The organism is Nonomuraea jabiensis (assembly GCF_014204795.1).
GTDB lineage: Bacteria > Actinomycetota > Actinomycetes > Streptosporangiales > Streptosporangiaceae > Nonomuraea > Nonomuraea jabiensis.
In genome coordinates this window covers 7,978,361-7,990,386 of sequence record NZ_JACHMB010000001.1, presented here as the reverse complement: position 1 = coordinate 7,990,386, position 12,026 = coordinate 7,978,361, and the positions used below count along the sequence as shown (strand labels likewise).

Below are 12,026 nucleotides of genomic sequence, written 5' to 3'. Positions count from 1 at the left end.
CGCAGATAATCCGTTCCGGGATGACTTGGGTAGGCTGGTGGCATGACGGCTATGGCTCCCGCACGTACTGAAACCGACCTGTCCTTCCTGCTCGACCACACCAGCCACGTGCTGCGGACCCAGATGTCGGCGGCGCTCGCCGAGATCGGGCTGACGGCGCGCATGCACTGCGTGCTGGTCCACGCGCTGGAGGAGGAGCGCACCCAGATCCAGCTCGCCGAGCTGGGCGACATGGACAAGACCACGATGGTGGTCACCGTGGACGCGCTGGAGAAGGCCGGCTACGCCGAGCGCCGCCCGTCGAGCACCGACCGGCGGGCACGGATCATCGCGGTCACGGACGCGGGCGCGGCCATCGCCAAGCGCAGCCAGGAGATCGTGGACGGCGTGCATCGGGCGGCGCTCGGCGCGCTTCCCGACGACGAGCGCGAGGTCCTGGTGCGCGCCCTGAATCGCCTGGTCAGCGGGCACCTCGCCGCCCCGGCCGAAGGACCCCAGCAGGCACGCCGGGCCCGGGAGCGCGCAAATTAGATCCGAAGAGGATCGTCTATTACGGAACTATCTGCTACGGTCTCTCTTGTCGACCTGAGACGGGAGAGACCATGTCGTACGTGCTTAACTCGCGCTGGACCGCGCTGGGCGTGCTGTCCGCGACGGGACTGATGACGATCCTGGACGGCAGCATCGTGACGGTGGCGATGCCGGCCATCCAGCAGGACCTCGGCTTCACGGGCGCCGGGCTGAGCTGGATCGTCAACGCCTATCTGATCCCCTTCGGCGGGCTGCTGCTCCTGGCCGGCAGGCTGGGCGATCTGATCGGGCGCCGGACGATGTTCCTGGCCGGAAACGCGATCTTCACCGCCGCCTCCCTGCTGGCGGGCGCGGCCACCGGCCCCGGCCTGCTGATCGCCGCCCGGTTCCTGCAGGGTGTGGGCAGCGCGCTGGCCTCGGCCGTGGTCCTGGGCATCCTGGTGACGCTGTTCACCGACGCCAGGGAGCGGGGCAAGGCCATCGCGATCTTCAGCTTCACCGGGGCGGCCGGCGCCTCGATAGGCCAGGTCCTGGGCGGAGTGCTCACCGACGGCCTGAGCTGGCCGTGGATCTTCTTCGTCAACGTGCCGATCGGCGCGATCACCATCGCGCTCGCCCTGCTGGCGCTGCCCGCCGACCGCGGGATCGGCCTGGCCGCCGGCGCGGACATCGCCGGGGCCGTGCTGGTGACCGGCGGTCTGATGCTGGGCATCTACACCGTCGTCAAGGTCGAGGAGTACGGCTGGCTCGCCGTCCACACCCTCGGGCTCGGCGCCGTGTCGCTGGCCCTGCTCGCCGGCTTCGTGGTGCGGCAGGCCACGGCCAAGGCCCCGCTCATGCCGCTGCGGATCCTGCGCTCGCGCAACGTGGTCGGCGCCAACCTCGCCCAGATGCTGGCCCTGTCGGGCATGTTCGCCTTCCAGGTCCTGGTCGCGCTCTACATGCAGCGGGTCCTGGGTTACGGGGCGCTGGACACCGGGCTGGCGATGCTCCCGGCCGCGGTGGGCATCGGCTCGATCTCGCTGTTCGTCTCGGCCCGGCTCAGCGCCCGCTTCGGCGCCCGTACCGTGCTGATCGCCGGCCTGGCGCTGCTCGTCGCGGCGATGCTCCTGCTCACCCGGGTGACGGTGGACGCCGGCTACGTCACCCACCTGCTCCCGGCGATGCTGCTCATCTCCGGCGGCGGGCTGGTGCTCCCGGCGCTGGCCACGCTGGGCATGTCCGGCGCCCGGGAGAGCGACGCCGGGCTGGCCTCCGGCCTCTTCAACACCACCCAGCAGGTGGGGATGGCCATCGGCGTGGCGGTGCTGTCCACGATGGCCGCCTCGCGCACCGGTGAGCTGCTGGCCGCCGGAGCGGGCCAGGCCGCCGCGCTGACCGGGGGATACCGGCTGGCGTTCGGCATCTCCGCCGGGCTGCTGGTCGCGGCGTTCGCCGTGGCGCTCACCGTCCTGCGCCGGCCCGCCCCGGCCGCCGACCTGCCCGTCTCCGAGGAGAAGGCGGCTGCCGCCTGAGACGGGGCCCCTCCGCCCGGCGTGCCACGGCGCGCCGGGCGTGCGGCGTTCTCCAGGTTCGGGGTGTCGACAACACGGGGCTATGGGTGCGGCTCACATTGACCCGCCCCTCAGGATCGGGCGAACGTGGCTTATCCGAGCTTCGTGGGAGGTCTGATGGGACGACGTTCGTGGAGCCGAGTGGTCACGGCCCTCGCGCTGGCAGCCGGAGCGCTGTCCGCGACGCCCGCCGCCGCGACCGCGGCGGCGTCGGTGACGCTGGAGGCCACCTACACCTCGGGCCTGGAGAACGGCTGGGCGCTGGTCGAGCGGCTCAAGGACAACGCCACCGGGTTCCAGGCCGAGACCTACCCGCCCGACGGGCGTGGCGACCAGACGGGGCAGACCAGGCGCCTGTTCGGCGACATCGCCCGGCCCCACTCCTCGCGGTTCCTGCTGTATCACGCGCCGGGCTGGCAGACGGGCGCCAAGAGCACCCCCGTCCTGCTGGTGCACGGCGCCAACCAGGACGCCGATCTGGCCTGGGCCAACCCCAACGCCAGAGGCTCGTACGGCTGCGGCCGGGTCAGCTGCCCCACCACGGGACTCATGCAGCACCTCACTGGGCAGGGCTACAAGGTGTTCGCGATCGGCTTCCCGCATGTCACCGGGGACGGCTACTACTGGGCGGAGCAGATCCACGACGCCGTCGCCAGGATCCGGGCCAAGACCGGGGCGGCGCAGGTGGACGTGATCGGCTGGTCGAAGGGCGCGTTCAACGCGCGCATGTACGTCTCGTCGCTGCGCAAGTCCTGGGGCACGGCCTACGCGGGCGACGTCAGGAAGCTGGTCCTCCTCGGCGGGCCGAACAAGGGCTTCGACTGGGGTTACCGGCACGGCTGGACCCACGATTTCGCGATATTTCCGGAATGTGGGGGCTCGTTGAACGCGCCCGCGCCCCACACCCAGATGGTCTGTTACGGCCTGTGGCGCAATCATCCCGAGCTGAGCTACGAGGGCGACGCCTACCCGGGCTCTGACGACATGCTCTACCGCTGGGACGACGTCTATCCGCTGCCCACCACCGAGCAGGACTGGTACACCACCTATTACGGCGGCACCGGCTTCTACACCGCCGGCCGCGGGATCCAGTGGGCCATCGACAGGGGCTCGCTGGTGCGGCCCCTCATCGACGCGGGCACTCCTTCGAGCGTGCCGGTCTACCAGCTGTGCGGCAACGTGCCGGACATGGCGCTCCTGCACAACGAGCACACGGGACCCTCCGACGGCGCCGTCTTCGTGGCGAGTTGCGCCGCGGGCGACGGCATCGCGAACCGGGCCGCGACCGCGACCCTCGCGCTCAACCACCTCGCGCTCGGCTGGTCCGCGAGCGCCATGTCCCAGCTCACCACCTGGCTCGGCTGAGCGTCACGCATTCGCCGGGCATGTCGTCAACCGCCGGCGGCCGACCGCCTGGTGTTCAGCTGGTCGAACCCGACCGCGACGAGGATGAGCACGCCGATGGCGATCTGGAGGTAGAAGGCGTTGATCGCCAGGAGGTTGCCCCCGTTGTTGAGAACACCCATGATCAGCGCCCCGGTGAACGCGCCGACCGCGCTCCCCTTCGCCCCGAAGAGGCTCGCGCCGCCGATGACACAGGCGGCGATCGCGCTGAGCTCGAAGCCGGTGCCGGCGGTGGGGATGCCCGCGCCCAGCCGGGAAGCCAGCAGCACCCCGCCGAGACCGGCGAGCGTACCCGAGATCACGTAGACCGAGACCGTCACCAGGCGGACGGGGACGCCCGCGAGCCGGGCCGACTCGGGGTTCGAGCCGACCGCGTAGATGTAGCGGCCGAAGACCGTCCGGGAGAGCACGAACCACATCGCGGCGGTGACCGCGACGGCGATGAGGAGGAGGTTGGGGATGCCCAGGACCGTGCCGTTGGCGATGGTCTGGAAAGCCTCCGGCACTCCCTGGATGGTCTGGGCGTCGGTGCTGAGCAGGACCATCCCGCGGGCGATGCCGAGCATGCCCAGGGTCGCGATGAACGGCGGCAGCAGGGCTCGGGTGACCAGCAGGCCGTTGACGAGCCCGAGTCCGGTGCCGATTCCCACCCCGAGCAGGATCGACGGCACGATCGGCACGCCGGCGACCAGGAACTGCGCGGTGGAAGCACCTGACAGGCCGAGGACCGACCCGACCGACAGGTCGATCCCGGCGGTCAGGATGACCAGGAGCTGGCCCACCGCGATGATTCCGAAGATCGCGACCTGCCGGGCCAGGTTGGCCAGGTTGTTGGCGGTGAGGAACTCGTCGCTGGCGAGCGTGAGAGCGCCGACCGCCACGAGCAGGACGACGAGACCGCCGCTCTCCCGTCCCGCGATGTCCCCCAGCGTGAGGACCCGCCGCCTGGTCTCGGCCTGCGGCCCCGGCGCCTCCCCGGGCCTCGGCGGCGTCTCCGGTCCCGCTTGCGCACCGCCCGGCGGCCTGTTGACGATCGTCGTGGTCTCGACCGGCTCCCGCCAGACCAGTTTAGGCATCCCGGCTCACCCCTCCCGGAGACGGCGGCGGCTCTTCCGCTGCCGCCGGGGCCTGCGTGCCCCTGGTTCCGCTCGCCAGGTGGAGCACGTCCTCTTCGGTGGCGGACCCGGGAAGTTCGCCGGCGACCGCCCCGTCGCGCAGCACGAGGATGCGGTCCGCGAGCCCCAGGAGCTCCGGCAGGTACGACGAGACCACGATGATCCCCAGCCCCTTCGCGGCCAGGTCCCCGATGATCGTGTAGAGCTCGCCCTTGGCGCCGACGTCGATGCCTTTCGTGGGCTCGTCGAACATCAGCACTTTCGGCTTGGTGAGCAGCCATCGGGCGAGCAGGACCTTCTGCTGGTTGCCGCCGGACAGTGTCGACACCGGCTGGGCGTAGGAACCGGCCCGCAGCCGCAGGCTGTCGAGCAGCCGGTCCGCCTCCTCGACCTGCTCGCGACCGGGCAGGAGACCGCGCCGGGAGCCGGCGCGCAGGGCGGCTATGGTGACGTTCTCCCTGATCGACAGCTCCGGCAGCAGCCCCAGCACCTTGCGGTCCTCGGTGAGCAGCCCCACCCCGGCGTTCATCATCGTGCGGGGTCCGGACGGTTTCACGCGCCTGCCCGCGATCTCCAGCTCACCGGAGACGACGGGAGCCGCGCCGAAGACGGACAGCAGCAACCCGCTCCTCCCCGACCCCAGCAGCCCGCCGATGCCGAGGATCTCTCCGGATCCGACGTGGAGGTCGATGGCCGGCGAGTTCTCGAAGCGGCGCAGCCCCCAGACCCGCAGCGCGGGCGCTCCGGCGTGCCGGCGGGTCTCCGGGTAGAGCGAGCTGATCTCCCGGCCGACCATCGCGGTGATCAGGCGATCTTCGTCGTAGTCGCCGATCGGTCCTTCCTCCGACAGGGCCCCGTCCCGCAGGACGGTCACCCAGTCGCCGATCTCGAACATCTCCTCCAGCCGGTGGGTCACGTAGAGCATCGCCATGCCGCGCTCGCGCAGCCGCCTGATGTGCTCCAGGAGTCGCTGCGACTCCGTCTCGGTGAGCGCCGTGGTGGGCTCGTCGAACACGATGACCTTGACGGAGTCCGCGGTCAGCACCTTGGCGATCTCGACGAGCTGGCGCGTGGCCGCCGGGAGCCGTTCCACGATCGTGTTCGGGCTGACGTCCGTCAGGCCGACCTCGTCGAGGGCCTTCCTGGCACGGGCCCGCAGCCGGCCCCTGGCGATGACGCCGTTGCGCGCGGGAAGGCGGCCCATGAACAGGTTTTCCGCGACCGACAGGTGCGGGAGAAGGCTGAGCTCCTGGTAGACGGCCTGAACCCCGGCCGCGCGCAGATGCGCGGGAGTCGGCGCGGTGACCGGTCGGCCATCGATCTCGTAGACACCGCCGTCTCGGCGCAGCGCGCCCGTCAGCACCCGGATCAGGGTGGACTTCCCCGCGCCGTTCTCCCCGGCGAGGCAATTCACCTGGCCGGGTACGAGCCGGAGCGAGACCTCGCGGAGCGCCTGGACCGGGCCGAACGCCTTGGACACGTCGCGCAGCTCGACAACGGGCCTGCTCATCATTCCGCCTTCATCGTCGGCGGGTTGAGCAGCTGCTTCACATCGGGCTCGGTCATGTTGTGCTGGTCCGCCACGACGGCGCCCGGGTCGATGTCACGCGGTGGGATGCGACCGACCGTGGCCATTCCGGCCGCCAGAACGCCTTGGTAACCGAAGAAGTAGGGGTTCTGCACCACCAGCGCGTCGATGGTGCCGGCGGCCAGCGCGGCGTTCTCCTGAGGGTCGGAATCGAACGCCACGACCGGGACGGTGCCGGCCGCCTTGTTGTCCTGGATCGCCCGCGCCGCGCCGACTCCCGAGGTGTTGTTGTCGGCGAACACCCCGGCCAGGTCCGGGTTGGCGGTCAGGGCGTCGTTGACCTGCGACGCCGCGGTGTTGATGTCGTTGTTGTTGTAACGCTGCAGCACCGCCTTGACCTGCGGGCAATTGAGCGCGAGGCCCTGCTTGAAGCCGGCGTCCCGGTCGATCAGTGACTGGATGCCGGCCACGGAGGATTCGATCATGACGCCGCCGCTCGTCCTGTTCCGCGCCTTGAGCAGCTCGCACATGCGCTTGCCGGCCTGCATGCCGGCCTTGAGGTTGTCGGTGCCGATGAAGCCCTCCGAGGCGGTGGTCACGCGGCTGTCCACGGTGATGACCCTGAGACCCGCCTTGCGCGCCCGGTCGATCGCCGAGTTCAGGGCGCTGGCGGAGTTGGGCGCGATGACGAGCCCGTCGGCGCCCCGGGAAATGGCGTTCTCCACCAGTTGCACCTGCTCGTCGATGTTCGTCTCGGACGTGGGGCCGAAGGTGCTCACCTTGATGCCGAAGTCTCCGCCTGCCTGCTTCGCCCCGGCGATCATGGTCTGCCAGAACGAGGAGTCGCTCGCTTTGATGATCACGTCGATCTTCTTGCCGCTCGCCGCCCCGCCGGAGCCCGCGCCCGTCGCCTGGCCCGCCGAACTCGTCGCCCGGCCGCCCACCACTCCGACCACCAGCGCCACCAGCGCGATCGCCGCGACGAGCGAAAGCGAGAAGACAATACGCGAGCGAGCCATGACGGCCTCCTGAACACGCCTTCAGGGGCGCCTCGAATCCCGTCCCCACTCGGCCGCGAGCCTGGGCACCAACAGCGCCCTCGCTTCCAGCAAAGCTCGGGGAGTGCCTCGGCCGAAACTAGTAAAGAGAAAAGAAGTCATTACTCGCGGCGCCCGGGACAGGCGGTCGTGACACGCCTGGCGGAAACTGTTCACCCTCCACCCGTCCGCATACTCTAAGTAGTCGAGCAATCACCCTTGGAGATGGGAGAGTCGTGCAGCGTCGCCTCACCACCGCCCTGGCCGTCATGCCGTTCGCCGCGACCTTCGCCGCAGCCGGTCCGGCGACCGCCGCCGCGGCCGCCGCCCCGGAGGGCTGCGGGACCTCCCGCGCCGGCTGGACCGGCCACTTCGTCCAGACCGGCGGCGGGTCGGCCGACATCAGGACGGACCGCCCCTCCACCGTCGAAGGCCGCGAGTACCACCTCGTGCTGGTGAACCGGGCAGACGGCAGCACGCAGCGCCTGATCGGCGATGCGGGCTTCGGGCCGGCGCTCGACCTCACGCCGCGGTGCGCCGACCCCGCCAAACCGTCGAAGGTCACCAGCTTCACCTACAGCTCCCGACGCGGTGCCAGGCCGTCCCGGGCGTTCGTGCGGGAGGACACCACTGCCGCGTTCTCCGCCACGCGCTGCAAGGCCCGGGTGCAGAATGTCCAAGGCGCGCAGCTCTACCGCTACCAGGACCGCGGCCTGCTGGCAGGCTTCGCGATGAAGCCCATCTCGGCGAAGATCCGCTACGGCACCTGCCTGACCGGCTTCGGCAGGACTCTGGGGGGAGACTTCCGCTACGGCCGGACCGCCGGTGACGCGAGTTCCGCGCCCTTCTACGACAAGGTCACCTCGGGCGGCAGCCCGCAGTCCTTCCGCCGGCTGCTGGAGGCCGGCGATCAGAGCTTCAGCGAGAACAGGCTGTACGTCCGCGACGGCGACCTCGCACGCTGCCCCAGCGCCGAATGCGACAGGCTCGCCGGATGGGCCGCCAGGGCCGGCTTGAGCTGACCCCGCCCCGGGCCGTGCCGGGGCCCCCGGCCTTCGCGGCCCAGCCGGCCGCCTCCGGCCAGGGCCCAGCCGGGCCATGAAAACAAGTTGCAGCGTTTGCGCCCCGAAGAAAGTATTCGTGCATGATCCGGGTCGAGAAGTTAACCAAGGTCTTCCGCCGGCCACGCACCTTTCCCGGCCCCTTCGGGGCGTTACGCACGCTGGTCACGCGGCAGTACGAGCACAAGACCGCCGTCGACGACGTCAGCTTCACGATCGACGAGGGCGAGGTCATCGGCTACCTCGGACCGAACGGCGCGGGCAAGTCCACCACCATCAAGATCCTCACCGGCATCCTCACCCCGACGAGCGGCACCGTGCAGGTCAACGGTCTGGTGCCCTGGCGCAGCCGCTCGGCCAACGCGCGCAACGTCGGCGTGGTCTTCGGCCAGCGTAGCCAGCTGTGGTGGGACCTGCCGCTGATCGAGTCGTTACGGCTGGTGGGCTCGCTCTACGACGTCCCCGCCGCGCGCTTCGAGACGTCGCTGAAGAAGCTGCGCGACCTGCTCGGGCTCGACGAGTTCCTCGACACCCCGGTGCGCCAGCTCAGCCTGGGCCAGCGGATGCGGGGCGACCTGGCCGCGGCCGTGCTGTACGAACCTCCGCTGCTCTACCTCGACGAGCCGACGGTCGGGCTGGACGTGGTGGCCAAGGAGGCCGTACGCGAGTTCATCGTGGAGACCAACCGCGCCGGCCGCACGACCGTCATCCTGACCACGCACGATCTGGCCGACGTCGAGGCGTTGTGCAAGCGGATCATCCTCATCGACCACGGCCGGGTGCTGTTCGACGGCGCCATCGACGCGCTGGTGAACCAGCCCCGGCGGCTGGTGGTGCTGCTCGAGTCCGGGCCGGAAGAGGTGCGTGGCGTGTCCCGGGACGCCGAGGGGCGCCACGTCTTCGAGATCCACGACGACCTGCCGGGCATGATCGCCTCGATCGCCGCCGAACACACCATCCGCGACCTGTCGATCGAGGAACCCGACCTGGAGAACGTGATCAAAGGGATCTACACCCGATGACGCGCATCGGCTTCCGCCTCGCCCTGGCCTACCGCAGCAACATCATCATGACCTGCGTGACGATGGTCGCCCAGGTGTTCCTGCTGCGCATGATCTGGACCGCCGTGTACGGCTCGCGCCCCGTGGCCGCCGGGCTCACGCTGGAGGCGCTGCTGGCCTACCTCACCCTGGCCAACCTGCAGGCCTTCGCCACCCACACGCTCGTCTCCCGCACCGTCCATCAGCGCATCCGTACCGGGACGGTCTTCTTCGACCTGGCCCGCCCGGTCGGTTACCTGAGGCAGATGGCCGCCTTCCAGTTCGGGAACACCGCGGGCGGGCTGCTGCTGCTCGCCCCGGTCGTCCCCGTGGTGCTGCTGGTCGGCTCGATCACCGTGCCGGCCAACGGCGCGGGCTACGTGATCACCCTGGTGCTCGGGTACGTGATCGCCGTCCAGCTGGCACTGCTGATCAGCCTGATCGGCTTCTGGACCATGGAGACCGGGGCCCTCTCGCTGCTCTACCGGCTCGTCAGCCAGTTCTTCGCCGGGACGATGGTGCCGCTCGCCTTCTTCCCCGGCTTCCTGGGCGAGCTGGCCGAGATCCTGCCCTTCAAGTACATGGGCTACGTGCCCGCGGCGATCTACATCGGCCACATTTCCGATATTTCGGGACCTGTGGTGGTCGAGCTCGCCTGGATCGCGGGGCTGTGGGGCCTGCTCGGACTGACCTGGTCCCGGGCCCGCCGAAGGGTGGTGATCCAGGGTGGCTGAGATCCTCCGCGGCCTGCGGCTGTACGTCCTGCTCCAGCGCGCCTCTGCCCGCGGCGCCCTGCAGTACCGCATGAACACCGTGATCGGCATCCTCAGCGGCGCGATCTGGCAGGGCACCGGGTTCGCCTTCGTCTGGGTCGTGATGCACACCTTCCCGTCGCTGGCGGGCTGGGGCCTGGCGGAGATCGCCTTCCTGTACGGCCTGCGCCTGACCGCCCACGCCCTGGCCATGATCCCGCTGATGAGCGTGAACGACATCCAGTGGCTCGTCCTCAACGGAGAGTTCGACCGCTTCCTGCTACGCCCCCTCGACCCCCTCGTCCAGCTCATGGGCAACAGAATGGGCATCGCCCAGTTCGGCGACCTGCTCGTGGGCTTGACGCTGCTCGCCGTCGCCGGCCAGAACGCACAGGTTCAGTGGAACGCCGGGCTGATCGCCTTCTGCCTGATGGCGATCATCGGCGGCGCCCTCATCGAGGCCGCCTTCTTCCTCGCGCTCTGCTCCCTGTCTCTGCGCATGATCGACACCTTCGCCCTGCGGGTCTTCGTCGACGACGTCTTCAGCAAGTTCGGCTCGTACCCGATGAGGATCTTCGGCGGCGTGGTGGAGTGGCTGCTCACGTTCGTGCTGCCGGTCGCGTTCGTGGCGTACGTGCCGGCGAGCGTCGTGCTGGGCAAGCTCGCCAACCCTTGGGCACTGGCCGCCCCGCTGGTGGGAGTGGTCCTGATCGTGCTGGCGTACCTCGTGTGGCGGCGTCAGCTCGACCACTACCAGAGCGTCGGTCATTGATCAGTGGAAGCGGACACTTTCAGGCCGCGCCGAGCCACAGGTCAGGGCCGAACACCTCGTAGTGGATGTCGCGCGGCGCGACCCCGGCCGCGATGAGCTCGCCGCGCGCCGCCCGCATGAACGGCGAGCGCAGGGCGTGGGCGGCCGGGGAACGGTCGGCGTGCAGCACCAGGACCCGGCGGGTGTCGCCGGTGAGGGCCAGGCGCTCCAGCATCGCGGTGATCGGGGTGCAGCCGATGCCCGCCGAGACGAGCACGAGCGGGGCCTCGCCGCCGTCGAGCGCCACGTCGCCGAACGGCGCGGACAGGGGTCAGCTCGTCGCCCTCCTTGGCGGTGGCGTGCAGGAGGCCGGACACCTCGCCCTCGCCGACCCGCTTGACCATGATGCGGCGCAGGCCGTCCGTGCCGTGCCCGGACAGCGTGTACTGCCGGAGCTGGCGGACGCCGTCGGGCATCCGTACCCGTACGCTGACGTACTGACCGGGCCGGGCGGGCGGGGCCGGCGCGGCGCCGACCGGGCGCAGCACCAGCGACATGGCGTCCGCGGTCTCCTCGCGCCGCTCGACCACCCGCCACCGCCGCCAGGTGTCGCCGGGCCGGGCCCCCGCGTCGGCGTACAGGCGGGCCTCGACGGCGATGAGCGCGCCGGCCATCAGCCAGTACACCTCGTCCCAGGCCGCCGCGACCGCGGGCGTGACGGCGTCGCCGAGCACCTCCGCGATCGCGCCGAACAGGTACTTGTGGACGATCACGTACTGGTCCTCGGTCACCCCACCGCCGCGTGCTTGTGCGCGATGCGCGCCGGCAGCGCGTCGGGGCGCTGCCGGGCGGGCGGCTGCGCTGGCTGGCGCTGACCGCCGGCCCGGTCGCGTGGAGCCCGGACGATCGGTACGCCGCGGCGCTGACGCCGGGCCGGCCGCGCCGGCTGACCGTCTTCGACGCCGGCACCGGGCAGCCGGTGGGCGACCCCGTGGTCCAGGCTGAGGGGTCGCTGCACTGGGGCATGCGCGGGGCGGAGGCCCGGCTGGCGGTCGTGGTGGCGGACCGCGGCGGTGTCGACGTTCACGACGCGTACGGCCGTCACCGGTACCACCTGCCCGTCGCCACCACGAGGCGCGTCGGCCGGTACTTCCACGACGGCCAGGAGCGCCCCTGGGCCTGAGGGAGCTCCGGGGACTTCGGCGCGTGCCTGACCGCGGACGGGCGGGCGGAGCTGTGGTCGCTGGGCGGCGA

General features: G+C 70.6%; 11 protein-coding genes and 1 pseudogene. 8 read left to right on the top strand and 4 right to left on the bottom strand.

Going from position 1 to position 12,026, the window contains the following annotated elements; genetic code table 11:
* The first annotated feature begins 42 nt into the window (after positions 1-42).
* From HD596_RS36495 to HD596_RS36485, 3 genes are all read left to right on the top strand, one after another.
* Entirely contained in the window at positions 43-531 is a 489-nt protein-coding gene (locus HD596_RS36495; protein ID WP_185074044.1) for a MarR family winged helix-turn-helix transcriptional regulator, read from the top strand.
* Between the two features lie 71 nt (positions 532-602).
* Positions 603-2,045 (top strand): MFS transporter, encoded by a 1,443-nt coding sequence (locus tag HD596_RS36490; protein ID WP_185074043.1) that lies wholly within the window; start codon positions 603-605, stop codon positions 2,043-2,045.
* A 156-nt stretch (positions 2,046-2,201) separates the two neighbouring features.
* Positions 2,202-3,449 (top strand): esterase/lipase family protein, encoded by a 1,248-nt coding sequence (locus tag HD596_RS36485; protein ID WP_185074042.1) that lies wholly within the window; start codon positions 2,202-2,204, stop codon positions 3,447-3,449.
* A gap of 26 nt (positions 3,450-3,475) precedes the next feature.
* Here HD596_RS36485 and HD596_RS36480 read toward each other — a convergent pair whose 3' ends face one another.
* The 3 genes from HD596_RS36480 to HD596_RS36470 are packed head-to-tail and all read right to left on the bottom strand — an operon-like array spanning position 3,476 to position 7,150.
* Positions 3,476-4,564, bottom strand: a complete 1,089-nt coding sequence (locus tag HD596_RS36480; RefSeq protein ID WP_185074041.1) for an ABC transporter permease — start codon at positions 4,562-4,564, stop codon at positions 3,476-3,478.
* Positions 4,557-6,113, bottom strand: a complete 1,557-nt coding sequence (locus tag HD596_RS36475; RefSeq protein WP_246555093.1) for a sugar ABC transporter ATP-binding protein — start codon at positions 6,111-6,113, stop codon at positions 4,557-4,559. The genes HD596_RS36480 and HD596_RS36475 overlap by 8 nt, the downstream gene beginning before the upstream one ends.
* Positions 6,113-7,150: an ABC transporter substrate-binding protein gene (locus tag HD596_RS36470; RefSeq protein ID WP_185074039.1), complete on the bottom strand. Its 1,038-nt coding sequence runs from the start codon at positions 7,148-7,150 to the stop codon at positions 6,113-6,115. The genes HD596_RS36475 and HD596_RS36470 overlap by 1 nt, the downstream gene beginning before the upstream one ends.
* Positions 7,151-7,404: 254 nt before the next feature.
* Between HD596_RS36470 and HD596_RS36465 the strand changes: the two genes are divergently transcribed.
* From HD596_RS36465 to HD596_RS36450, 4 genes are all read left to right on the top strand, one after another.
* Positions 7,405-8,190, top strand: a complete 786-nt coding sequence (locus tag HD596_RS36465) for a hypothetical protein (protein ID WP_185074038.1) — start codon at positions 7,405-7,407, stop codon at positions 8,188-8,190.
* Between the two features lie 122 nt (positions 8,191-8,312).
* Positions 8,313-9,251, top strand: a complete 939-nt coding sequence (locus HD596_RS36460; protein ID WP_185074037.1) for an ABC transporter ATP-binding protein — start codon at positions 8,313-8,315, stop codon at positions 9,249-9,251.
* Positions 9,248-10,003, top strand: a complete 756-nt coding sequence (locus HD596_RS36455; RefSeq protein ID WP_185074036.1) for an ABC transporter permease — start codon at positions 9,248-9,250, stop codon at positions 10,001-10,003. Before HD596_RS36460 ends, HD596_RS36455 begins: the two co-directional genes overlap by 4 nt.
* A complete protein-coding gene (locus tag HD596_RS36450) occupies positions 9,996-10,793 on the top strand; it encodes an ABC transporter permease (RefSeq protein WP_221519675.1) in 798 nt (265 codons plus the stop codon). The genes HD596_RS36455 and HD596_RS36450 overlap by 8 nt, the downstream gene beginning before the upstream one ends.
* A gap of 19 nt (positions 10,794-10,812) precedes the next feature.
* On the opposite strand, the pseudogene HD596_RS64060 reads toward HD596_RS36450, so the two are convergent.
* Positions 10,813-11,616 (bottom strand): annotated as a pseudogene (locus HD596_RS64060) (FAD-binding oxidoreductase); the annotation flags it as partial.
* Here HD596_RS64060 and HD596_RS36440 point away from each other — a divergent pair.
* Positions 11,575-11,955: a hypothetical protein gene (locus HD596_RS36440; protein WP_185079470.1), complete on the top strand. Its 381-nt coding sequence runs from the start codon at positions 11,575-11,577 to the stop codon at positions 11,953-11,955. The pseudogene HD596_RS64060 and the gene HD596_RS36440 sit on opposite strands and share 42 nt — an antisense overlap.
* Positions 11,956-12,026: the final 71 nt, after the last annotated feature.

Bases quoted from the DNA above. Each gene is read 5' to 3' on its own strand.
- HD596_RS36495 (WP_185074044.1), top strand. From the start codon at position 43: ATGACGGCTATGGCTCCCGCACGTACTGAAACCGACCTGTCCTTCCTG.
- HD596_RS36490 (WP_185074043.1), top strand. From the start codon at position 603: ATGTCGTACGTGCTTAACTCGCGCTGGACCGCGCTGGGCGTGCTGTCC.
- HD596_RS36485 (WP_185074042.1), top strand. From the start codon at position 2,202: ATGGGACGACGTTCGTGGAGCCGAGTGGTCACGGCCCTCGCGCTGGCA.
- HD596_RS36480 (WP_185074041.1), bottom strand. From the start codon at position 4,564: ATGCCTAAACTGGTCTGGCGGGAGCCGGTCGAGACCACGACGATCGTC.
- HD596_RS36475 (WP_246555093.1), bottom strand. From the start codon at position 6,113: ATGAGCAGGCCCGTTGTCGAGCTGCGCGACGTGTCCAAGGCGTTCGGC.
- HD596_RS36470 (WP_185074039.1), bottom strand. From the start codon at position 7,150: ATGGCTCGCTCGCGTATTGTCTTCTCGCTTTCGCTCGTCGCGGCGATC.
- HD596_RS36460 (WP_185074037.1), top strand. From the start codon at position 8,313: ATGATCCGGGTCGAGAAGTTAACCAAGGTCTTCCGCCGGCCACGCACC.
- HD596_RS36455 (WP_185074036.1), top strand. From the start codon at position 9,248: ATGACGCGCATCGGCTTCCGCCTCGCCCTGGCCTACCGCAGCAACATC.